Consider the following 21,343-nt stretch of genomic DNA (forward strand, 5'->3'; position numbering starts at 1 on the left):
GACCCACGTTTTTGTGAAATCACTCAGTACGCTGCAAATTGCCCTCGGCATCTCGGTCGCCGTGCATGCCGTGCTGCTGACGGTGCGCCTGGTCGATCCGGAGCGCTTTGACCACGTGTTTCAGGACAAGCCGCTGGAAATCATTTTGGTCAATGCCAAATCCGACGCCAAACCCGACAAACCCGACAAAGCCACGGCCATTGCGCAGGCGTCGCTGGCGGGCGGTGGCGAGCAGGAAAAAGGCCGCGCCACCTCGCCCTTGCCGCCTTCAGCGCTGATCGAGCTCGGCAATGACGAAGAAGACGAAGCGCAGCAAAAAATCGCCGCCCTGAAAGCGCAGCAAACCCAATTGCTGCTGCAAGTGAAACAGGCGCTGTCGGCCATGCCGCTGACCGACCTTGCCATGCCGGCCAGCACGCCGTCAGAAATAGAGCAGCAGGAAAAGCGCAAAAAGCTCGTCAAGCTGCTGGCCGAGATTGAAAAGCGGGTCAACGAAGAAAATGCGCGGCCCAAGAAACGCTACATCAGCCCGGCCACGCGGGAGGCCGCCTATGCGCTGTATTACGACACGCTGCGCCGCAAGATCGAAGCCAAAGGCACGCAGAACTTTCCGCAACTGGCCGGCAAAAAACTCTATGGCGAACTGATCATGACGCTGACGGTCAATTTCGATGGCCGCGTGCTGGACACCGAAGTGGTGCAAAGCTCGGGCAACCGCACGCTGGACCGACAGGCAAAAAGCATCGTGGGCGGCACCGGCCCGTTCCCGCCTTTCAGCCCGGCCATGCGCAAAACTGCCGACCAGATCGTGGTGGTGTCGAACTTCAACTTCGCCCCGGACAACAGCCTTCAGACAAAACTCACCGCGCACTGAGCGGCGGGTACGCCTGAAATTTCATGACAATCGAAACCCCTTCAATGACCCGGCTGGACAAGTCAAATGGATAACTATTTTGTGCTCGGCAACCCGATTGCCCACAGCAAGTCGCCACAGATTCATGCGCGTTTTGCCGAACTCACGGGGCAAGTAATGGACTACCAGGCGCAATTGGTGCCGCTTGACGGTTTTGCCGCCACGCTGGCGCAACGGGTGCAGGGCGGCGCGCGGGGCTGCAATGTCACCGTGCCGTTCAAGTTCGAGGCTTTTCAGGCCGCGCACACGCAAAGCGACCGGGCGCAACTGGCGCAGGCCGCCAACACACTGATGTTTGAAAACAGCAGGATTCATGCCGACAACACCGACGGCGTCGGACTGGTCAATGACATCCAGAACCATGCCGGCGTGTCACTGGCCGGGCGCGATGTGCTGCTGATCGGCGCGGGCGGCGCAGGGGCCGGCGCGCTGGGGCCGCTGCTGATGGCCGGGCCGCGCCGGCTGGTGCTGGCCAACCGCACGCGCGCCAAGGCCGATGCGCTGGTGGCGCGCCACCAGGCCCATCCGTCACTCCATGCAGCGCTACAAAAAACAGAGCTGCTCGCGCAAGATCTGACTGCGCTGGAGGGCGATTTCGATATCATCATCAATGCCAGCGCCAGCAGTTTGTCGGGCGGCGACGTGCCGGTCGACAGCCGTGCGCTCAAGCCGGGCGCACTGGCCTACGACATGATGTACGGCCCGGCAGCCGCCGGATTCATGCAGTGGGCGCGCGCGCACGGTGCCCGCCCACGTGACGGCCTGGGCATGCTGGTCGAGCAGGCTGCCGAAGCGTTCGCGCTGTGGCGCGGCGTGCGGCCACCGACGGCGCAGGTGCTGCAGGAAATGCGGGCGCGCCTGGCATGAAGGGATTGGGGCGCTGGCTGGTGCTGGTCTTGCTGGCCGGCTTGGCGCTGCAGCTTTATTTTGTCGCCCGCATCGCCCTGATGACGGTCGTCAGCCCCGAATCCACCGCCTTCCAGCGCTCCGAGGCCTGGCGGGTCGCGCAAAATACCGGCACGATGAAATGGCGCCAGCAATGGGTGCCGTACGCACAAATTTCAGACCACCTCAAGCGCGCCATCATTGCCTCGGAAGACGCCAGTTTCATCGTGCATGAGGGCGTGGACATGGACGCGCTTGAAAAAGCCTGGGACAAAAACGCCCAGGCCGAAAAACGTGCCGCCCAGTCCGTCAGCCGTCTGGCCGAGCGCCCGTCCAGCGCCACCGCCAAGCCGCCCAAGATCATCGGCGGCTCGACCATCACGCAGCAACTGGCCAAAAACCTGTTCCTGTCGGGCGAACGCACGCTGCTGCGCAAAGGCCAGGAACTGCTGCTCACGCTGATGCTCGAAGCGCTGCTGGGCAAACAGCGCATTCTGGAGATTTACCTCAACAATGTCGAATGGGGCGAAGGCGTTTTCGGTGCCGAAGCGGCAGCCCAGTATTACTTCCGCAAGCCGGCCGCCCGTCTGAGCGCCCTGGAAGCCGCACGGCTGGCCGTCATGCTGCCCCGGCCCAAGTATTTTGAGACGCACCTCAATTCGGGCTATCTGGCGTCCCGTGCCCGAACCATCACGGCCCGCATGGGCGGCGTGGAAATTCCGTGAGCCGCATGCAAGCCACAGGCGGCGCAACGGCGCAGGACAGCGCCGCGCCTTGCCAAACCCCGTCAAGTGCTCTTTTACGAGCCATTTCGTGCGCTGGCGCAATGCCCACCTGCGCAAGCAGCTACTGAATCAATAGCAACATGCGTATCTTGGGAATCGATCCGGGCTTGCAGACGACCGGCTTTGGCGTGGTCGACATGGACGGCGCGCACCTGACGTATGTCGCCAGCGGCACCATCAAGACCACGCACCTGGAACTGAGCAACCTGCCGGGTCGGCTCAAGGTGCTGTTTGACGGCGTGCGCGAAGTGGTGCAACGCTACCAGCCCGACGCCGCCTCGGTAGAAATCGTGTTTGTCAACGTCAACCCCCAAGCCACGCTGCTGCTCGGGCAGGCGCGCGGTGCCTGCGTTACCGGGCTGGTGTTCAGCGACCTGCCGGTAGCCGAATACACCGCATTGCAAATGAAAAAAGCCGTGGCTGGTTACGGCAAGGCGGGCAAGTCGGAGGTGCAGGAAATGGTTATGCGGCTGCTCAGGCTGCCGTCATTGCCGGGCAAGGATGCTGCCGATGCGCTCGGGCTGGCCATTACGCATGCGCATGTCGGCACGGCCATGGCGCGGCTGGCAGCGGCCAGCGAAGCTGGTGGCAAGATGGGCGGCAACTACCGCGCCGGGCGCAGCCGTTAAGCCCGTGCGAATTCTTGGCGGCCCAACCCGAAAAACAGTTACCTGAAGCGCTCCAGAATCAGCACCGCAAAAAATCCGAATGCGGCGATCAGCGTCCACTTCAGGATGTTCAGCCCCTGACGCCGAAAGCGCACTTGCGACGTGACGGCGTACAGCACAAACGACACGGCAGAAGCCAGCAGTGCCAGCAAAATCATGAAACGAAACACCACCATGATCAAGCTTCCTGAAATGCGCGCAACATGGCCTTACCAGGCCCGTGCCAAGGTGGAAAATCCCTTGGGGGCGTTTTTCTCGTCGTCAAACGTGACGACTTCGTAGGCCTCGGGGTGCGCCAGCAATTCGCGCAGCAGCTTGTTGTTCATGGCGTGGCCGGAGCGAAATGCACTGTAGGCGGCCAGCAGCGGCTTGCCCAGCAAGTACAAATCGCCCATTGCATCGAGAATCTTGTGCTTCACGAATTCGTCGTTGTAGCGCAGGCCTTCGCTGTTGAGCACCTTGTAGTCGTCCATGACGATGGCATTGTCAAGCCCGCCGCCCAGCGCCAGGCCGTTGGCGCGCATCATCTCGACATCCTTGGTAAAGCCGAAGGTGCGGGCGCGGGCGATGTCGCGGCTGTAAGTGCCCGAGCCCATGTCGAATTCGACCCGCTGGCCAGTCGAATCGACGGCGGGGTGGGCAAAGTCGATCTCAAAGCTCAGCTTGTAGCCTTCATAAGGCGTCAAGCGCGCCCATTTCACATTGGCGCCCTCGCCTTCGCGCACCTCGACCGGCTTGAGGATGCGCACAAAACGCTTGGGCGCGGCCTGCAGTGCAATGCCTGCGGACTGCAGCAAAAATACAAACGACGACGCCGAGCCATCCAGAATCGGCACTTCTTCGGCGGTGATGTCGATGACCAGGTTGTCAATGCCGAGACCGGCGCAGGCCGACATCAGGTGCTCGACGGTCAGCACTTTGGTGCTGCCGCTGGAAATGGTGGACGCCAGCCGGGTGTCGGTGACGGCTTCGGGCGAAATGGCGATATCGACCGGCTGCGGCAAATCAACGCGCCGGAACACGATGCCACTGTCGGGCGACGCTGGCCGCAGCGTCAGCTCGACCCGCTGGCCGCTGTGCAGCCCCACGCCGACGGCCTGGGTCAGGGATTTGAGGGTTCTTTGAGCGAGCATGGCATCACTTTAATGGGCGCAGCATGCGGGAAGCTGCCCCGGCTGCAAAGGCCGGAGCAGAAAATGGGCAGTGGCTGGCCTTGTAGCCAGACCAACATGCGACAGCTTAAACCTGCGCGGGCAGGTTTGAGCTGCTGGAGGCAGCATCAGTCGGCTTGCCGACGCAAAAAGGCAGGAATCTCGAAGTCATCCATGCCGCCGGACGACAACGCGTCAATCTTGGCGGCTGCCTGCGTGCGGTTGCTGCCCCACACGTTGGGCCTGGCCGTGTTGCCGTAGTCAGGTTGCTTCAAACCGGCGCCCTGCCCGCCAGCTCTCTGCCCGGTACCGCGAAGCCCCTGCATCGGCGCGACATTGCTGCGCTCTTCCTGACGGCGCAGGCCGGTCGCCACGACGGTCACGCGGATGTCCTCACCCAGTTCATCGTCGTACGCCGTACCGTAGATCACATGTGCTTCAGGCGAGGCATAGGCGCGCACGGTGTTCATGGCGAGTTTGGATTCGCTCAATTTCAGCGAGCCTTTGGCCGCCGAGATCAGCACCAGCACGCCTTTGGCGCCTGACAGGTCAATGCCTTCGAGCAGCGGGCTGGCCACGGCCTGCTCGGATGCAATGCGGGCGCGGTCTGGGCCAGTGGCGCGGGCGGTTCCCATCATGGCTTTGCCGGGCTCGCCCATGACGGTGCGCACGTCTTCAAAGTCAACGTTGACATGGCCAGGAACATTGATGATTTCGGCAATGCCACCGACGGCGTTTTTCAGCACATCGTTGGCATGCGCAAAGGCTTCGTCCTGCGTTACGTCGTCGCCCAGCACCTCGAGCAGCTTATCGTTAAGCACTACGATCAGCGAATCAACATTGGCTTCGAGTTCGGCCAGCCCCAACTCGGCGTTGGTCATGCGGCGTCCGCCTTCAAACTCAAAAGGCCGGGTCACCACACCCACCGTGAGGATGCCCATTTCTTTGGCCACGCGGGCAATCACAGGTGCCGCGCCGGTGCCGGTACCGCCGCCCATGCCGGCAGTGATGAACAGCATGTGCGCGCCACTGATGGCGCTGCGGATATCTTCAAGCGCCATTTCGGCGGCATCACGCCCTTTTTCAGGCTTGCCGCCAGCGCCCAAACCACTGCCGCCCAGCTGGATGATCTTGTGCGAGTTGCCGCGATCCAGCGCCTGCGCGTCGGTGTTGGCGCAGATGAACTCAACCCCTTGCACACCGCACTGAATCATGTGTGCAACGGCATTGCCACCGCCGCCGCCGACACCAATGACCTTGATTTGCGTGCCTTGGTTGAATTCCTGGATTTCAATCATTTCGATACTCATAATGAGCCTCCTGTTCGTTAAGTTCTGTCAATCGGTTTACTGGAAAATAGTCAAAATCTGTTGCGAAACATGGCTTGTCAGGCCGGTGGATCGGCTCCTCCTGAATGGGTTAGGTACCACGGGCGGCTGAAAAAAATAGACAAACGGTTCATCAGAAGTTTCCCACGAACCAGTCTTTGACGCGGCCAAAGACGCTGTGCATGCTGCCAGCCTTTTGGGACACCTTGAACCCGCGAATACGCGCCAGCCGCGCTTCTTCAAGCAGACCCATCACCGTAGCGGCCCGCGTCTGGGCCACCATGTCGGACAGCGCGCCAGAGTAACGCGGCAGGCCGAGCCGCACCGGCTTGAGAAAAATGTCTTCACCGAGCTCGATCATGCCGGGCATCATCGCGCAGCCGCCAGTAATGACGATACCTGAAGACAACACCTCTTCATAGCCCGACTCGCGAATCACCTGCTGGACCAGAAGGTAAATTTCCTCGACACGCGGCTCAATCACGCCGGCCAGCGCCTGCTTGCTCAGCATGCGCGGGATACGGTCGCCCAGACCCGGCACTTCCACCTGGGTGTCGTGGCTGGCCAGCAACTGCTTGGCGCAGCCGTTTTCAACCTTGATGTCTTCGGCGTCCTTGGTGGGCGTGCGCAGCGCCATGGCAATGTCGCTGGTGATCAGGTCGCCGCCAATCGGAATGACGGCGGTGTGCCGGATCGCGCCGCCGGCAAAAATGGCGACATCGGTGGTGCCGGCGCCAATGTCCACCATCGCCACGCCAAGTTCCTGCTCATCGGGCGTCAGCACCGACAGGCTGGAAGACAGCGGATTGAGCATCAGCTGGTCTACTTCCAGGCCACAGCGGCGTACGCACTTGATGATGTTTTCAGCAGCACTTTGCGCGCCGGTCACGATGTGTACCTTGGCCTCCAGACGCAAACCGCTCATGCCGATCGGTTCGCGCACATCCTGGCCGTCGATCACAAACTCCTGCGGCTCGACCAGCAGCAGGCGCTGATCAGTGGAAATGTTGATGGCCTTGGCGGTCTCAATCACCCGCGTCACATCGGCCTGCGACACATCCTTGCCCTTGACTGCCACCATGCCACTCGAATTGATGCCGCGAATATGGCTGCCAGTGATGCCGGTAAAAACGCGGCCAATCTTGCAGTCGGCCATCAGCTCGGCTTCTTTCAGCGCCTGCTGAATGCTCTGGACGGTGGCGTCAATGTTGACGACCACGCCGCGCTTGAGCCCACTGCTGGCGGCAAGCCCCAGACCGGCCAGCTTGAGCTCGCCGCCCGGCATGACTTCGGCCACCACGACCATGATTTTGCTCGTTCCGATATCCAGCCCGACAACCAGATCCTTATATTCTTTCGCCATTTATATTTCTACCTTTTTTTCTTTTGTTCGACTTTGTCGTCGACATCCCCGGTGGTCACGCCCCTGAGCTTGAGGGCGTAGCCACTTGTGTAACGCAGGTCGGCGGACTCGACATCGCGTCCGAACCGTGACGACACCTGCGTCACGGTGTCAATAAATTGTCGTGTCCGCGCCTGGACTTCCTCCAGTGAGCCGTGACCGAGTTCAATCACCGCGCCACTGTCAAGCTGGGCGCGCCAGCTGCCCTGCTCGCGCAGCTGCAGTTGCTCAAGCACCGTGTCCATCTCTTCAAACAGGGGTGCCAGCGCGAGGTAAGCCTGCAGCACCTGGGCCGCCTGGCCTTTGGGGCCATTGAGCACCGGCAGCTCTTCTGTTTCGACATCGCCCGGGTTGGCCTCGAACACCTCGCCCATGTTGTTGACCAGCCGCGAATCGCCTTCTGCACCCCAGTAGGCAACCGCTTTGTGTTCCACCAGCACCACCTTGAGGCGATTGGGAAATTCACGCTGGACTACGGCCCGGCGAACCCAGGGAACGGTTTCAAACGCAGCGCGAGCAGACTGCAAATCGACGGTTAAAAAATTGCCTGCCAGTTTGGACGCAAGATTGGCGCGCAGGGTGGCGGCATTGTTGTGCATCAAATCCCCGCCGACATGGATGGCGCTCAGGTTGAACAAAGGCTGACGCACCACCCATTCCCCGCCCAGCGTCAACACCATGACGGCGAACACCAGGCCCAGAACACCCGACAGGATGTTCATGAGCTTGACGTCCAGCGGCAAGAGTATCGGCCGGGGCATGATTTGTCTCACTTGCAAAGTCCAGCCGGTTGTTGATGGTCTAGCCGGGCGGTTTTGAGCACCTCAAGGCACAGGTCTTCATAGGAAATGCCGGCAGCGCGTGCCGACATGGGCACCAGCGAATGGCTGGTCATGCCCGGCGAAGTATTGATTTCAAGCAGGCAAGGCTTGCGCGTGCGCTGGTCGATCATCACGTCGGCGCGTGCCCAGCCCCGGCAGTTCAGCGTGCGAAAAGCCTGCAGCACCAGCTGCTGGATGGCCGCTTCTTCTCCGCCGGGAAGGCCGCAAGGCACCAGGTATTGCGTGGTGTCGGTGAAGTATTTGTTCTGGTAGTCGTAATTGCCTTGCGGCGCGACAATACGGATGACCGGCAGCGCCCGCGCCTGCTCGCCCGTGCCCAGCACCGGGCAGGTGACTTCGTCACCGGCAATGAATTCTTCGCACAGGATGTCGGCATCCATCTGTTCCGCCAGCGCCACTGCCGCTGCCATGCCGGCGCGCGCGGTGACCTTCGTCAAGCCCAGCGACGAGCCTTCGCGGGCGGGCTTGACGATCAGCGGCAAGCCCAGGGTATCGACCACCGCCTCTATGTCGGAGGCGCTGAAAGCACCCCGGCGCAGCAGCACATAACGCGGCGTGGGCAGGTTTTCTGACAGCAGCACGCGTTTGGTCATGACTTTGTCGATGGCCATGCTGGACGCCATGACGCCCGAGCCGGTGTAGGGAATGCCCAGCAGCTCCAGCGCACCCTGCACCGTGCCGTCTTCGCCAAAGCGGCCATGCAGCGCAATGAAACAGCGCGCAAAACCGTCTTTTTTCAGTTCTGCCAGATCACGTTCAGCCGGATCGAACGCATGGGCATCCACGCCCTGCGAACGCAGCGCCTGCAGTACGCCTTGGCCCGACATCAACGAGATTTCGCGCTCAGCGGACTTCCCGCCCATCAGGACGGCGACTTTTCCAAAATCAAAATGATGGGTTTTCATGCGCAGAGCCTTGGCAGCGCTGCAGGCTCTTGCGCCAGCAGCAGGGCAATAATTTTGGCGGGCACCTGTCCGATGGAGCCAGCGCCCATGCACATCACGATGTCGCCCGTCTGGGCGAAGTCAACAATCGCTTGCGGCATGTCCTCAATCCTGTCGACGAAAACCGGCTCCAGCTTGCCGCCCACCCGCAAGGCGCGCGCCAGCGAACGACCATCGGCGGCCACGATAGGCGGCTCACCGGCGGAATAAACCTCGGCCAGCAACACCGCATCGGCATGGCTGCTGATGACCTTGACGAAATCCTCAAAGCAGTCGCGTGTGCGGGTATAGCGGTGCGGCTGGAACGCCAGCACCAGCCTTCGGCCCGGAAAAGCGCCGCGCGCCGCAGACAGCGTGGCCGCCAGTTCGACCGGATGGTGGCCGTAATCTTCAATGACCGTGAATTGCCCGCCGTCACTGGCCGGCAGGTCGCCATAATTTTGAAAGCGCCGGCCCACGCCGGTGAAACCAGCCAGCGCCTTTTGCACGGCCACATCGGGCACATTGAGCTCCAAAGCGATGGCAATGGCCGCCAGCGCGTTGAGCACGTTGTGCTGGCCGGCCAGGTTGAGCACGATGTCCAGGTCGGGCAGCTTGACACCGTTGCGGCGCTGCGCGGTGAAATGCATTTGCGCACCCACAGCGCGCACATTGACGGCGCGCACCTGGGCGTCTTCGTTCAAGCCGTAGCTGGTGATCGGGCAAGACATCTCGGGCACCAGCTGGCGCACCACCGGGTCATCGGTACACAAGATCGCCGTGCCGTAGAAAGGCATGCGGTGCAGAAAATCGACAAAGGCTTTCTTCAGGTTGCCAAAGTCGTGGCCATAGGTTTCCATATGGTCAGCGTCAATATTGGTGACCACCGCCATGACCGGCAGCAGGTTCAGGAAAGACGCATCCGACTCGTCGGCTTCGACCACGATGTAGTCGCCCGAACCCAGTTTGGCGTTGGCGCCGGCGCTGTTGAGCCGCCCGCCAATCACGAAAGTCGGATCCAGCCCGCCTTCAGCCAGCACGCAAGCCACCAGGCTGGTGGTGGTGGTTTTGCCGTGGGTGCCGGCAATGGCAATGCCCTGCTTGAAGCGCATCAGTTCGGCCAGCATCAGGGCGCGCGGCACGACAGGAATATGTTTTTCGCGTGCTGCCAGCACCTCGGGGTTGTCCGCCTGCACCGCTGTGGACGTCACCACGGCATCGACATCGGCCAGGTTGATGGCCGCATGGCCGACAAACGTCTTGATGCCCAGCCCGGCCAGGCGCTGCAGTGTGGCGCTGTCGGACAGGTCAGAGCCTGAAATGACATAGCCCAGGTTGTGCAGCACTTCGGCAATGCCGGACATGCCCACGCCGCCCAGCCCGATGAAATGGATGTGCTTGATGGCGTGTTTCATCGCGCCAGCTCCTCGCAAGCGGCCACCAAATGTGCCGTAGCGTCTGTTTTTTGCATGTTTTTGGCTTGTAGCGCATGCTGGACAAGCGTAAGGCGCTCTGTTTTTTGTAGCATTATAGAAAGTTTTTCAGGCGTAAGGTCGCGCTGCTGAAGCAGCCAGCCGCCGCCCTGCGCGACCAGGAAATTCGCATTGGTGGTCTGGTGGTCGTCCACGGCAGAAGGAAAGGGAACAAACAGGGCCGCTGCCCCGACGGCGGCAATCTCGGTCACGGTGCTGGCGCCGGCGCGGCAGATGATGAAGTCAGCATCGGCAAAAGCCTGTGCGGTGTCTTCAATAAAAGGGGTCAGTTCGGCCTGCACGCCAGCGGCCTGGTAATTGGCGCGCAGCGCATCAATCTGGCGCGCACCGCTTTGATGCGTCACTTGGGGGCGCACGGCAGCCGGAATCAAGGCCAGGGCTTTTGGAACCAGTTCGTTCAGCGCGGTCGCGCCCAGGCTGCCCCCCACCACCAGCAGCTTGAGCGGGCCACGCCGATCGGCAAAGCGGGCTGCAGGCCCCGGCTGCTGCAGGAAAGGCGGACGCAGCGGATTTCCCACCCACTGGCCGTTGGCCAGCACGCCCGGAAAGGCGGTAAAAACACGGTCGGCGACGCGGGCCAGCAGCTTGTTGACCATGCCGGCAATTGAATTTTGCTCATGCAGTATCAAGGGCTTGCCCAGCAGGACACTCATCATGCCGGCCGGAAAGCTGATGTAGCCGCCCAGCCCCACCACCACATCGGGCTTGACGCGCCGGATCACCTGCACGCTTTGCCAAAAAGCCTTGAGCAGGCGCAGCGGCAACATCACCAGCGTGGCCGGCCCTTTGCCGCGCACGCCTGAAAAGTCGATGCTCTCGAAAACAAAGCCGCGCGGCGGCACAAGCTGGCTTTCCATGCTGGGGCGCTCAGTGCTGCCCTTGCCGCCCAGCCAGTGCACGCGCCAGCCGCGCTCGCGCAGGGCTTCAGCGACGGCCAGACCGGGGAAAATATGCCCGCCAGTACCGCCAGCCATGACCAAAGCTACACGAGCCCCCACGCTTGCCACTTCGTGTGCTGCGCTGCCCCCCGAGGGGGCCGCTGCGCCTGCAGCCCGGCGAAGCCGGTTCTGCGGCCCCTGCTGGGAAAGACCCGCTTCGCCACGCACGTCTTGCGTGTTCATGCGCGGCCTCCGCGCATCAAGACGCGGTTCTCGTAGTCAATCCGCAGCACGACCGCCAGCCCGATCAGGTTCATCACGATGGCCGAGCCGCCGTAACTCATCAGGGGCAGCGTCAGGCCTTTGGTGGGCAAGGCACCCAGGTTCACGCCCACATTGATGAAGGTCTGAAAACCCATCCAGATGGCCACACCCTGCGCAACCAGTCCGGCAAAAAGCCGGTCCAGCACGATCGACTGGCGGCCAATGAGCATGATGCGGCGGATCATCCAGAAGAACAGGCCAATCACGATCAGCACTCCGACCAGACCGAACTCTTCGCCAATCACGGCCAGCAAAAAGTCGGTATGCGCTTCTGGCAGCCAATGGAGCTTTTCGATACTGCCGCCCAGGCCTACGCCAAAGATTTCACCCCGGCCGAAGGCAATCAGCGAATGCGAAAGCTGGTAGCCCTTGCCCATGGAGTATTTGTCGCTCCACGGGTCCATGTAGGCAAAAATCCGCTCGCGCCGCCATTCGCTGAACATCACCATCATGCCAAAAGCAACCACCACCACGGCCGCAATCAGAAAGAACATGCGGGCATTGACGCCGCCCAGAAAGAGAATGCCCATGGCGATAACTGAAATCACCATGAAAGCGCCCATGTCAGGCTCGGCAAGCAGCAGCACCCCAACAATGCCGACCGCAAATGCCATCGGCAGAACGGCGCGAAAGAAGCGTTCCTTGACTTCCATCTTGCGTACCATGTAGTCGGACGCATACAGCAGCACGGCGAATTTCGCCAGCTCGGACGGCTGAAAATTCATGACGCCCAAGGGAATCCAGCGCCGCGCACCATTGACGCCCTTGCCAATAAAGGGAACCAGCACCAATATCAACAGCACCAGCGAAAATATAAACAGCCAGGGCGCGTACTTTTCCCATGCAGCGATGGGAATCTGAAACGCCAGGAAGGCGGCAAAAGTGGCAACGCACAGCGACAGCACATGGCGCGTCAGAAAAAACGTATGGGCATAGCGCGCAAATTTGGGGTTGTCAGGCATGGCCACCGATGCCGAATACACCATGACCAAGCCCCAGAGCAGCAAAGCCGCAGTGACCCAAACCAGCGCCAGATCAAGCCCCGAAAGGTGCACGGGCGTTTCCAGCTTGCCGGGCAGACTGCGACCGCCCAGACGCACGGGCAAGGAGTCGGATGCGGACTTGCCAAAGCCTGAAAACCAGCCGGCAGAAGGCATTTTGGTGCTCACAGCACAGCTCCCTTTTCTACGGCAAGCGCGTGCACCGCATCACAGAAAACCTGGGCGCGATGTTGGTAGTTGTCGAACATGTCAAAACTGGCGCAGGCAGGCGACATCAACACTGCATCACCGGATTGCGCCTGCCGGGCCGCGATGCCGACAGCGTGCTGCATGGAGGACGCTTCCAGCAACTCCACCTGTGTGCCTTGCAATGCAGCGCTGATGAGAGGCGCGTCCCGGCCAATCAGCACCACCGCCCGGGCATAGCGCGACACCGGGCCGGCCAGCGGCAAGAAGTCTTGCCCCTTGCCTTCGCCACCCAGAATCAGGACCAGTTTGCGCTCAGCCCCCAGACCGGCCAGCGCCGCGACGGTCGCGCCGACATTGGTACCCTTGCTGTCGTCAAAATACTCCACTCCGTCCAGCACGGCCACCGACTCCACGCGGTGCGGCTCACCCCGGTATTCGCGCAAGCCATGCAGCATGGGTGCCAGCGGGCAGCCCACGGCAACGGCCAGACCGAGCGCGGCCAGCGCATTGGTGGCGTTGTGGCGACCATGAATGCGCAGCGCTTCCAGCGGCATCAGGCGCTGAATGTGCAATTCCAGCGTTTCTGCTTTTCGGCGCTTGAGGGTTTCATCGGCCTCGGCCGCACGCACCAGCCAGGCCATGCCGTTGACGGTTTCAATGCCGTAGTCGCCGGGCCGCCTGGGCTCGTCGCTGCCAAACGTGAAATAACTGCGCGTTGACTTGCCCTTGACCGGCGCCGGCAGTGCCGCCATCACCCAAGGGTCATCGCGATTGAGAAGCATGAGTCCGCCACGGCCATAAACATTCGCCTTGGCTGCGCTATAGGCCGACTGGGTTTCATGCCAGTCGAGGTGATCCTGAGTGATGTTCAGGACGGCTGCCACGTCAGGTTCAAAATTGCTCACACCGTCCAGCTGAAAACTGGACAGCTCCAGCACCCAGACTTCCGGCAGGGCCACAGGCTCATCATGGGCCCGCTTGTCGAGCATTTCGCTCAAGGTGTCGAGCAGCGTCGGGCCAATATTGCCCGCCACGGCCACCGATTTTCCAGCGCGCCGGATCAGCTGGCCCGCGAGCGAGGTCACGGTGGTTTTGCCGTTCGTGCCGGTGATGCCGATAACCTTGGGCGTATAAGCCTGGTCTTCTTTCAGGTCGGCCAGCGCCTGCGCGAACAGGCTCAGCTCGTTGCCGCAGGGAATCCCTTGCGCCTGAGCTGCCGTGATAACCCCGCTGATAGAAGCTGGAGACAGGCCCGGACTTTTCAGTACCATGTCAAAAGCCGCGCGCGCCAGCAACGCTTCGTCCATGGCGGCATGCACAAAGACTGCAGCTGGCACGCTGCTCTGCAAGGCCGCCAGCTGCGGCGGCGCAGGACGTGTGTCAGCCACCGTGACGTTCGCACCGCAGCGGCTGCACCAGCGCGCAAGTGCCAAGCCTGAAGCACCCAGCCCCAGGACAAGAATGTTTTGATGTGCCAGGTTTTTCATCTGAGCTTGAGCGTTGAAAGACCCACCAGACACAGCAGCATGGTGATGATCCAGAAGCGAACCACAACCTGGGTTTCTTTCCAGCCGCACTTTTCGAAATGGTGATGCAGCGGTGCCATTTTGAGGAGCCGTCGCCCTTCGCCGTAACGCCGTTTGGTGTATTTGAACCAGGTCACCTGCAGCATCACCGAAATCGCCTCGACGACAAAGATACCGCCCATGATGGCCAGCACGATTTCCTGCCGCACGATGACGGCGATGGTTCCCAGCGCTGCGCCCAGTGCCAACGCGCCCACATCGCCCATAAAAACTTGCGCCGGGTGCGTGTTGAACCATAAAAATGCCAGGCCGGCACCCGCCATTGCCGCGCAGAAAACCAGCAACTCGCCCGAACCGGGAATGTGCGGAAACAGCAGATATTTGGAATAAACAGAACTGCCGGTCACATAGGCAAAGACGCCCAGCGACGAACCGACCATGACCACCGGCATGATGGCCAGCCCGTCGAGCCCGTCAGTCAGGTTGACGGCATTGCTGGAGCCCACAATCACCAGATAAGTCAAAATCACGAAGCCAAAAATACCCAGCGGATAACTGATTTCCTTGGCAAAGGGAACGAGCAGACCCGCCTTGGGCGGCAAGTTGACATCAAAACCGGACTGAACCCAGCTTGCAAAGAGCTCCAGCACGCGGATGTTGGAGCTTTCTGAAATGCTGAACACCAGATAAAGCGCTGCCAGCAGGCCAATGACTGACTGCCAGAGGTATTTTTCACGCGAGCGCATGCCTTCCGGGTCTTTGAGCACCACCTTGCGCCAGTCATCGGCCCAGCCAATGGCGCCAAACCCCAGCGTGACGATCATCACAATCCAGACAAAGCGATTGGACAAATCAGACCAGAGCAAGGTAGAAATACCGATGCATAACAAAATCAGCACGCCGCCCATGGTGGGCGTACCACTTTTGCTCAGGTGCGTCTGCATGGCGTATTCGCGAATCGGCTGGCCAATCTTGAGCGCGATGAGCCGGCGAATCACGAAGGGACCCGCCAGCAGGCCAATCAGCAATGCAGTCAGCGCCGCCATCACCGCGCGCAAAGTCAGGTACTGAAATACACGCAAAAACCCCCATTCAGGCGATATCGTTTGCAGCCACTGGGCCAAACTAAGCAGCATGAAGCTCTTTCTTGTCTTGTTGTAAATCGTCGCCAGCGTCCATCACGGCCTGAACGATGCGCTCCATCTTCATGAACCGCGAACCTTTCACCAATACGCTGGCAACTTGTGGCAGCGCTGCCACGACGGCAGCTGTCAGTTCAGCGATGTCATTGAAGTGGCGTCCTTCGCCAAAAGCAGTGCTGGCGCTTTGCGACTGCTCACCGAGCGTGAAGAGTTTTTCGACGCCCAGCGCACAGGCGTTGCGGCCGGCTTCGTGATGAAACTGCGGCCCTTGACTGCCCACTTCACCCATGTCAGCCATGACCAGCAAGCGCGGTCCGGGCAACTCGGCCAGCACCTCGATAGCGGCTTGCATGGAGTCAGGATTGGCGTTGTAGGTGTCATCAATCAGCGTCAGCGTACGGCCCTGTAGCGCAACCGACAAGGCGCGGGAACGCCCCTTGACAGGCACGAATGCCGACAGACCAGCGGCGATGCAGTCCAGCGGGATGCCCGCCGCCAGCGCGCAGGCTGTTGCAGCCAGTGCATTCTTGACGTTATGCCGGCCGGCGATGTGCAATGCAAATTCGAGCACGCCCGAAGGTGTTTGGGCTTTTACCTGCCACCCATTGTTTGTCCAGTGGGCGCTGGCAGTGACATCGGCTGGCGCAGTGAGTGCAAAAGTCAGCGTCTGGCGATTGCCGGCCAGCATGCGCCAGACAGGGGTGTAATCATCGTCCGCAGGAAAAACAGCGGTGTCGTTCGCGTCCAGTGAGGCCAGCACAGCACCGTTTTCCAGCGCGACGGCTTCCACCGTTGCCATGAATTCCAGGTGTTCACGCTGTGCGTTGTTGACCAGCGCGACCGTGGGCCGGGTCATGGCAGCGAGCCCGGCAATTTCACCCGGATGATTCATGCCCAGCTCGACAACGCCCGCCTGATGCTCTGCACGCAAACGCAGCAGCGTCAAGGGCACGCCAATATCGTTGTTGAAGTTGCCTTCGGTGGCAAAAGCGCCCTCCGGTTTCCAGCCCCGCAAAATGGACGCGATCATCTGGGTCACCGTGGTTTTCCCGTTGCTTCCGGTAACGGCAATCAGCGGCAGGCTGAATTGTGAGCGCCAGGCGGCAGCCAGCTGGCCCAGCGCGACTTTGGTGTCAGCCACTTCAAGACCTGACAGACCTGCGTCGTGCAAACCGCCCTGCGCAATGGCAGCTACTGCGCCTTGAGCCTTGGCTTGCGCCAGAAATTCATGGGCATCGAAATGCTCACCCTTGAGCGCCACGAACAGGTCGCCCGCCCGCACGCTGCGCGTGTCGGTGTGTACGCGCACGGGCATGACATGGCCGTCGCCGACCAGCCGTGCTGCTGGCAACCAGTCCTGGGCTTGTTGCAAGCGCATCATGCGGTCACCTCATGCAAAGCTACTGCCTGCAGGGTGGCCAAGACAGCTTGCGCCTGATCCCGGTCAGAAAACGCAAACTTCACACCTTTTATGTCCTGATAATTTTCATGCCCTTTGCCGGCCAGCAGCACCACATCACCCGCTTGCGCCAGGCGCAGGGCGTGGGCAATGGCGGCAGCGCGATCGGCCTGCACCAGTGCCGCGTCGGGATAACTCAAGCCATGAAGCATCTGGTCAATGATGACGTGTGGGTCTTCGGTGCGCGGGTTGTCGCTGGTCACCACGAGCTGATCAGCATTTTTTTCTGCTATGGCCGCCATCAAAGGACGTTTGCTGGCATCGCGGTCACCGCCACAACCAAAGACACACCACAGTCGCCCGCCCCGGCTCAGTGCAACCGGCTTGAGCGCCATCAATACCTTTTCAAGGGCATCAGGCGTGTGTGCGTAATCAATGACGACCAAGGGCTGCCCGGGCACTGTCAGGGTTTCCGTTCGGCCAGGCACTGGCAACAAGTCCGCGCAAGCATTGACTGCATCAGCCAGCGATATGTTCATTGCCCGTAGACTGGCCACTACACCGAGTAAATTGGAGACGTTGTAGAGGCCGACCATCGGTGTCGAAATGCGGTGACGCTCGGCGCCCTCAACCACCTCGAAACTCAAGTCATGGGCGCCATGACAAATAGCCTGAGCCTGCAGCCGCGCAAGATCAGTGCATGAAAAAGTCCAGACATCCACTGGCGCACCTACCAGCGCAGCACTCAGTTCAAGGCCCTTGACATCGTCAATATTGATGATGGCGGCCTGCAGACCCGGCCAGCTGAACAGCATTTTCTTGGCCTGCCAGTAATCCGTCATGGACGCGTGATAGTCAAGATGATCTTGCGTGAAGTTGGTAAAGACAGCCAGCCGGATGCGTGTTCCCTCCAGGCGTCGCTCCTCCAGGCCGATAGAAGACGCCTCCAGCGCACAGGCCACAAAACCTTCATCCACAAAACGTCTTAATTGCTGCTGCAACAGCACAGGGTCAGGCGTCGTCAAGCCATTGAAGACCATCGCGCCGGGCTGACCGACGCCCAGGGTGCCAACTACGCCGCACTTGCGGCCAAGCCGATCCAGTGCCTGTGCAAGCCACCAGGCGGTAGAGGTCTTGCCGTTGGTGCCGGTGATAGCTGTCACCTGCAAATGTTCGCTGGGCGCGCCAAAATAGGCGGCGGCAACCAGACCCGTCGCCGTCTTGAGGCCTTCATAAGTCGCCACCCGGTCGTCACTGAAACCGTAAGCCTGCGCACCCATATACTCGACCAGACAGGCGGCAGCACCTGCCTCCAAAGCTGCGTTGACATACTTGCGGCCATCGGTGGCTGCGCCAGGCCAGGCGATAAAGCCGTCACCGAGGGCCAGTTTTCGGCTGTCAGCCGAAAGTGTGCCGGTGACACGTTCCTGCAACCAGCGGGCAGCCTCTTCAGGCGTGTGAAGTTGATGGATTTTCAAAACGACTCCTCGACAGCCTGCGTGATGATTTGTGGCTTGACGCTTATGTCAGGCTGCACGCCCATCATGCGCAGCGTCTGCTGCACCACTTCGCTGAATACGGGTGCGGCGGCAATACCGCCAAAATACTTGCCATCACTGGGCTCATCGATCATGACCGCGACGATGATGCGCGGTGACTCAATAGGCGCCATGCCGGTAAACCATGCGCGGTATTTGTTGCTGGCATAGCCCTTTCCAACCTGCTTGTGGGCGGTGCCTGACTTGCCGCCGACCGAATAACCCACCGTTTGTGCCAACTGTCCCGTGCCGCCCGGTGCTGCAGCCATCTGCAGCATGCGGCGCACAGCACGCGCATTCTCGGCAGAAAACACCTTGACACCCACGGCAGGTTCACTGTGTTTGAGCATGGTGACCGGAATGATTTCTCCATCATGCGCAAAAGAGGTGTAAGAGTGCGCCATCTGGAACAGCGAAGCCGACAACCCGTAGCCGTAAGACATAGTGGCTTGTTCGACCGGCCGCCAGGTTTTCCAGGGCCGTAGCCGCCCGGTCACTGCACCCGGAAACTCAATCTTTGGTTTTTGCCCATACCCGAGGGCGACATAGGTGTCCCACATCTCGTGCGGTGTCATCTTCTGGGCAATTTTCAGGGCGCCGACGTTGCTGGACTTCTGAATCACCCCTTCCACGGTCAGTTGGCCATAGTTGTGGGTATCTTTGATGGTGAAACCGCCAATGCTGAAGCGGCCCGGCGAGGTATCAATGACGGTTTGCGGCTTGATGCGGCCGGCCTCCAGCGCCATCGCCACGGTGATCGGCTTCATCGTCGAGCCCGGCTCGAAGGTATCGGTGACTGCCCGGTTGCGCAACTGCTCGCCGGTGAGATTCTGACGTTTGTCGGGGATGTAACTCGGGTAGTTGGCCAGCGCCAGCACCTCGCCCGTGATGGTGTCGATCACGACCACGCTGCCAGCCTTGGCTTTGCGCGCAATCACCGCGTCGCGCAGCTTTTGATAAGCAAAAAACTGCACCTTGCTGTCAACACTGAGTTGAATGTCCTTGCCATCAACCGGCAGCACCTGCTCGCCAACGCCCTCGACGATACGACCCAACCGATCTTTGATCACCCGCCGCGAACCCGCCTTGCCGGAAAGATCTTTGTTAAAGGTCAGCTCAATGCCTTCTTGTCCCTTGTCTTCAACATTGGTGAAACCGACTATATGCGCGATGGTTTCGCCTTCCGGGTATTTACGCTTGTACTCTTTAGTCTGGTGAATACCGGGAATGCCCAGTGCATGGATTTTTTGGGCCACAGGTTGTTCAAGCTGGCGTTTGACCCAGACAAAGGTCTTGTCTTCATCACTGAACTTCTTGTTAAGTTCGGCCACAGGCATTTCAAGCAGCTTGGCCAGCTCTGCGAGTTGGGCAGGAGTTGCCTTCACATCGTCGGGTATGGCCCATATGCTGGAGGCCGGCACACTTGAAGCCAGAATCAGACCATTGCGGTCAAGGATGCGCCCCCGATTGGCAGGCAACTCCAGGGTTCGGGCAAATCGAACCTGCCCTTGACGCTGAAAAAACGCATTGGCATAGACCTGGATATAGGCCGCCCTGACGGCCAGCCCTGCAAAACCAATTGCAATGCAGATCACAATGAAGTGACTGCGCCAGACAGGTGTTTTGCTGGCCAGCAAAGGGCTGGAGGTATAAAGGACGCTCTTACTCATTGCGCGCTTTCTGCGCAGCAGCAGCTACACCGGCAGCCGGTCTGTACTTTACGTATTCAGTAATGGCAGGGGTGGCTGCACGCATCTTCAGCCTATCCCGGGCAAGACTTTCAATTTTCAGCGGAATCGCTTCAGCGCGTTTTTCGACCTGAAGGCGCTCGTGCTCGGTGGTGACCTTGCGGCTTTGTGCAGCCGCCTTTTCAAGTTCAACATAAAGACGGCGCGACTCGTACTGGGTATGCACCAGATACAGGGCACTCACCAGCACCGCCAGCAACAGCACAAAATTCAGGCGGGCCATTTAAAGCCTCGCTGAATTACGGTTGAAAAGTCCCCGCCACCAACAATTTGAAAGCTGAAACTGTTCATGCCGCTTCCCCCGTACGCTCCGCCACTCGCATCACGGCGCTGCGCGAACGCGGATTACCGGCCACTTCCTCTGCGCTCGGTTTTGTGCGGCCCAAGGCCTTGAGTTGCATGGCTTTCGGGGCCGCAAAGGGGGCGCGTCGGTCATACACTTCACGCGAGTGGGTTGCCATGAACTGCTTGACGATGCGGTCTTCAAGCGAATGAAAACTGATCACCACCAGACGGCCGCCGGGCTGCAATACCTTGAGCGAAGCTGCCAGCGCTTGCTGCAACTCTTCGAGCTCCGCGTTGATGAAAATCCGCAGCGCCTGAAAAGTGCGCGTCGCCGGATCCTTGCCTGGCTCGCGGGTCTTGACCGCACTGGCCACAACATCAGCCAGTTGGGCCGTGGTTTGAAGGGGCCCATGCGACGCCCGGTACCGGTCAATCGCCCTGGCCACCAGTCCGGCAAAGCGCTCCTCTCCATAATCACGAATTACTTCGGTCATGGACTCAATGGAAGCATCCTGCAGCCACTCGGCCACGCTTTGTCCGCGCGTGGTATCCATGCGCATATCCAGCGGACCTTCATTGCGAAAGGAAAAACCGCGCTCCGGGTTGTCGATCTGGGGCGAACTTACGCCCAGGTCCAGCAGCACACCGGCCACACTGGCTGGCGGCAACTCGCCCAGATGCATGAAGCCCTGATGACGGATTGAAAACCGTGGGTCATTGATGGATTGCGCCTCCGCAATGGCGTCAAGATCCTTGTCGAAAGCAGTGAGACGTCCGAGCGCCGAGAGTTGCGACAACAGCAGGCGTGAGTGTCCACCACGGCCAAAAGTCGCATCGATGTAATGTCCGTCCGGATTGAGCTGAAGCGCCGTGATGGCTTCGTTCAACAGGACGGTGCGGTGTATCCATGTGCCCTTCACCAT

20 protein-coding genes are annotated in these 21,343 nt (G+C 60.4%); 4 read left to right on the forward strand and 16 right to left on the reverse strand.

Annotated elements, in window-relative coordinates:
- The first annotated feature begins 13 nt into the window (after positions 1 to 13).
- The 4 genes from RCH06_RS06295 (at position 14) to ruvC (ending at position 3,212) form a co-directional block, all read left to right on the forward strand.
- Positions 14 to 874, forward strand: coding sequence for an energy transducer TonB (locus RCH06_RS06295; RefSeq protein ID WP_327080587.1), 861 nt, complete (start codon positions 14 to 16; stop codon positions 872 to 874).
- 66 nt (positions 875 to 940) lie between these two features.
- A complete protein-coding gene (gene aroE / locus RCH06_RS06300; RefSeq protein ID WP_327080588.1) occupies positions 941 to 1,780 on the forward strand; it encodes a shikimate dehydrogenase in 840 nt (279 codons plus the stop codon).
- Entirely contained in the window at positions 1,777 to 2,523 is a 747-nt protein-coding gene (gene mtgA, locus RCH06_RS06305) for a monofunctional biosynthetic peptidoglycan transglycosylase (RefSeq protein ID WP_327080589.1), read from the forward strand. The genes aroE and mtgA overlap by 4 nt, the downstream gene beginning before the upstream one ends.
- Before the next feature lie 140 nt (positions 2,524 to 2,663).
- Positions 2,664 to 3,212, forward strand: a complete 549-nt coding sequence (ruvC, locus tag RCH06_RS06310; RefSeq protein ID WP_327080590.1) for a crossover junction endodeoxyribonuclease RuvC — start codon at positions 2,664 to 2,666, stop codon at positions 3,210 to 3,212.
- A gap of 38 nt (positions 3,213 to 3,250) precedes the next feature.
- On the opposite strand, the gene RCH06_RS06315 is transcribed toward ruvC, so the two are convergent.
- From RCH06_RS06315 to rsmH, 16 genes are all read right to left on the reverse strand, one after another.
- Positions 3,251 to 3,427: a hypothetical protein gene (locus RCH06_RS06315; RefSeq protein ID WP_327080591.1), complete on the reverse strand. Its 177-nt coding sequence runs from the start codon at positions 3,425 to 3,427 to the stop codon at positions 3,251 to 3,253.
- A 33-nt stretch (positions 3,428 to 3,460) separates the two neighbouring features.
- On the reverse strand, positions 3,461 to 4,384 hold the full coding sequence (gene lpxC, locus RCH06_RS06320) for a UDP-3-O-acyl-N-acetylglucosamine deacetylase (protein ID WP_327080592.1): 924 nt from the start codon (positions 4,382 to 4,384) through the stop codon (positions 3,461 to 3,463).
- Between the two features lie 146 nt (positions 4,385 to 4,530).
- Complete coding sequence (gene ftsZ / locus RCH06_RS06325; protein WP_327080593.1) at positions 4,531 to 5,712, reverse strand: cell division protein FtsZ; 1,182 nt, start codon at positions 5,710 to 5,712, stop codon at positions 4,531 to 4,533.
- A gap of 151 nt (positions 5,713 to 5,863) precedes the next feature.
- The gene (ftsA, locus tag RCH06_RS06330; RefSeq protein WP_327080594.1) at positions 5,864 to 7,093 is read right to left on the reverse strand and encodes a cell division protein FtsA; all 1,230 of its coding nucleotides are present in this window, start codon (positions 7,091 to 7,093) and stop codon (positions 5,864 to 5,866) included.
- 8 nt (positions 7,094 to 7,101) lie between these two features.
- Positions 7,102 to 7,893, reverse strand: coding sequence for a cell division protein FtsQ/DivIB (locus RCH06_RS06335; RefSeq protein WP_327080595.1), 792 nt, complete (start codon positions 7,891 to 7,893; stop codon positions 7,102 to 7,104).
- 8 nt (positions 7,894 to 7,901) lie between these two features.
- Positions 7,902 to 8,879, reverse strand: a complete 978-nt coding sequence (locus RCH06_RS06340; protein ID WP_327080596.1) for a D-alanine--D-alanine ligase — start codon at positions 8,877 to 8,879, stop codon at positions 7,902 to 7,904.
- Entirely contained in the window at positions 8,876 to 10,312 is a 1,437-nt protein-coding gene (gene murC / locus RCH06_RS06345; RefSeq protein ID WP_327080597.1) for a UDP-N-acetylmuramate--L-alanine ligase, read from the reverse strand. Before murC ends, RCH06_RS06340 begins: the two co-directional genes overlap by 4 nt.
- Positions 10,309 to 11,364 (reverse strand): undecaprenyldiphospho-muramoylpentapeptide beta-N-acetylglucosaminyltransferase, encoded by a 1,056-nt coding sequence (murG, locus tag RCH06_RS06350; protein ID WP_442799613.1) that lies wholly within the window; start codon positions 11,362 to 11,364, stop codon positions 10,309 to 10,311. Before murG ends, murC begins: the two co-directional genes overlap by 4 nt.
- A gap of 143 nt (positions 11,365 to 11,507) precedes the next feature.
- Positions 11,508 to 12,749, reverse strand: coding sequence for a putative lipid II flippase FtsW (gene ftsW / locus RCH06_RS06355; protein WP_327080742.1), 1,242 nt, complete (start codon positions 12,747 to 12,749; stop codon positions 11,508 to 11,510).
- Between the two features lie 8 nt (positions 12,750 to 12,757).
- Positions 12,758 to 14,269 (reverse strand): UDP-N-acetylmuramoyl-L-alanine--D-glutamate ligase, encoded by a 1,512-nt coding sequence (gene murD, locus RCH06_RS06360; RefSeq protein ID WP_327080598.1) that lies wholly within the window; start codon positions 14,267 to 14,269, stop codon positions 12,758 to 12,760.
- Positions 14,266 to 15,444, reverse strand: coding sequence for a phospho-N-acetylmuramoyl-pentapeptide-transferase (gene mraY / locus RCH06_RS06365; RefSeq protein ID WP_327080599.1), 1,179 nt, complete (start codon positions 15,442 to 15,444; stop codon positions 14,266 to 14,268). The genes murD and mraY overlap by 4 nt, the downstream gene beginning before the upstream one ends.
- Positions 15,434 to 16,831 carry a UDP-N-acetylmuramoyl-tripeptide--D-alanyl-D-alanine ligase gene (locus RCH06_RS06370; RefSeq protein ID WP_327080600.1) on the reverse strand — a complete coding sequence of 466 codons (1,398 nt, stop codon included), beginning with the start codon at positions 16,829 to 16,831 and terminating at the stop codon, positions 15,434 to 15,436. The genes mraY and RCH06_RS06370 overlap by 11 nt, the downstream gene beginning before the upstream one ends.
- Complete coding sequence (locus RCH06_RS06375) at positions 16,828 to 18,321, reverse strand: UDP-N-acetylmuramoyl-L-alanyl-D-glutamate--2,6-diaminopimelate ligase (protein WP_327080743.1); 1,494 nt, start codon at positions 18,319 to 18,321, stop codon at positions 16,828 to 16,830. Before RCH06_RS06375 ends, RCH06_RS06370 begins: the two co-directional genes overlap by 4 nt.
- Before the next feature lie 2 nt (positions 18,322 to 18,323).
- Positions 18,324 to 20,057: a peptidoglycan D,D-transpeptidase FtsI family protein gene (locus RCH06_RS06380; RefSeq protein ID WP_327080601.1), complete on the reverse strand. Its 1,734-nt coding sequence runs from the start codon at positions 20,055 to 20,057 to the stop codon at positions 18,324 to 18,326.
- Entirely contained in the window at positions 20,050 to 20,358 is a 309-nt protein-coding gene (gene ftsL, locus RCH06_RS06385; protein WP_327080602.1) for a cell division protein FtsL, read from the reverse strand. The genes RCH06_RS06380 and ftsL overlap by 8 nt, the downstream gene beginning before the upstream one ends.
- 64 nt (positions 20,359 to 20,422) lie before the next feature.
- Positions 20,423 to 21,343 carry a 16S rRNA (cytosine(1402)-N(4))-methyltransferase RsmH gene (rsmH, locus tag RCH06_RS06390; protein ID WP_327080603.1) on the reverse strand — a complete coding sequence of 307 codons (921 nt, stop codon included), beginning with the start codon at positions 21,341 to 21,343 and terminating at the stop codon, positions 20,423 to 20,425.

The organism is Polaromonas sp. CG_9.5 (assembly GCF_035984465.1).
In the GTDB taxonomy this organism is placed as follows: domain Bacteria; phylum Pseudomonadota; class Gammaproteobacteria; order Burkholderiales; family Burkholderiaceae_C; genus Polaromonas.

What these genes read in the sequence shown, in the direction of transcription:
- aroE (WP_327080588.1), top strand. Translation starts at nt 941, where the DNA reads ATGGATAACTATTTTGTGCTCGGCAACCCGATTGCCCACAGCAAGTCG.
- mtgA (WP_327080589.1), top strand. Translation starts at nt 1,777, where the DNA reads ATGAAGGGATTGGGGCGCTGGCTGGTGCTGGTCTTGCTGGCCGGCTTG.
- ruvC (WP_327080590.1), top strand. Translation starts at nt 2,664, where the DNA reads ATGCGTATCTTGGGAATCGATCCGGGCTTGCAGACGACCGGCTTTGGC.
- RCH06_RS06315 (WP_327080591.1), bottom strand. Translation starts at nt 3,427, where the DNA reads ATGGTGGTGTTTCGTTTCATGATTTTGCTGGCACTGCTGGCTTCTGCC.
- lpxC (WP_327080592.1), bottom strand. Translation starts at nt 4,384, where the DNA reads ATGCTCGCTCAAAGAACCCTCAAATCCCTGACCCAGGCCGTCGGCGTG.
- ftsZ (WP_327080593.1), bottom strand. Translation starts at nt 5,712, where the DNA reads ATGAGTATCGAAATGATTGAAATCCAGGAATTCAACCAAGGCACGCAA.
- ftsA (WP_327080594.1), bottom strand. Translation starts at nt 7,093, where the DNA reads ATGGCGAAAGAATATAAGGATCTGGTTGTCGGGCTGGATATCGGAACG.
- RCH06_RS06335 (WP_327080595.1), bottom strand. Translation starts at nt 7,893, where the DNA reads ATGCCCCGGCCGATACTCTTGCCGCTGGACGTCAAGCTCATGAACATC.
- RCH06_RS06340 (WP_327080596.1), bottom strand. Translation starts at nt 8,879, where the DNA reads ATGAAAACCCATCATTTTGATTTTGGAAAAGTCGCCGTCCTGATGGGC.
- murC (WP_327080597.1), bottom strand. Translation starts at nt 10,312, where the DNA reads ATGAAACACGCCATCAAGCACATCCATTTCATCGGGCTGGGCGGCGTG.
- murG (WP_442799613.1), bottom strand. Translation starts at nt 11,364, where the DNA reads ATGGCTGGCGGTACTGGCGGGCATATTTTCCCCGGTCTGGCCGTCGCT.
- ftsW (WP_327080742.1), bottom strand. Translation starts at nt 12,749, where the DNA reads ATGCCTTCTGCCGGCTGGTTTTCAGGCTTTGGCAAGTCCGCATCCGAC.
- murD (WP_327080598.1), bottom strand. Translation starts at nt 14,269, where the DNA reads ATGAAAAACCTGGCACATCAAAACATTCTTGTCCTGGGGCTGGGTGCT.
- mraY (WP_327080599.1), bottom strand. Translation starts at nt 15,444, where the DNA reads ATGCTGCTTAGTTTGGCCCAGTGGCTGCAAACGATATCGCCTGAATGG.
- RCH06_RS06370 (WP_327080600.1), bottom strand. Translation starts at nt 16,831, where the DNA reads ATGATGCGCTTGCAACAAGCCCAGGACTGGTTGCCAGCAGCACGGCTG.
- RCH06_RS06380 (WP_327080601.1), bottom strand. Translation starts at nt 20,057, where the DNA reads ATGAGTAAGAGCGTCCTTTATACCTCCAGCCCTTTGCTGGCCAGCAAA.
- ftsL (WP_327080602.1), bottom strand. Translation starts at nt 20,358, where the DNA reads ATGGCCCGCCTGAATTTTGTGCTGTTGCTGGCGGTGCTGGTGAGTGCC.
- rsmH (WP_327080603.1), bottom strand. Translation starts at nt 21,343, where the DNA reads ATGGTGAAGGGCACATGGATACACCGCACCGTCCTGTTGAACGAAGCC.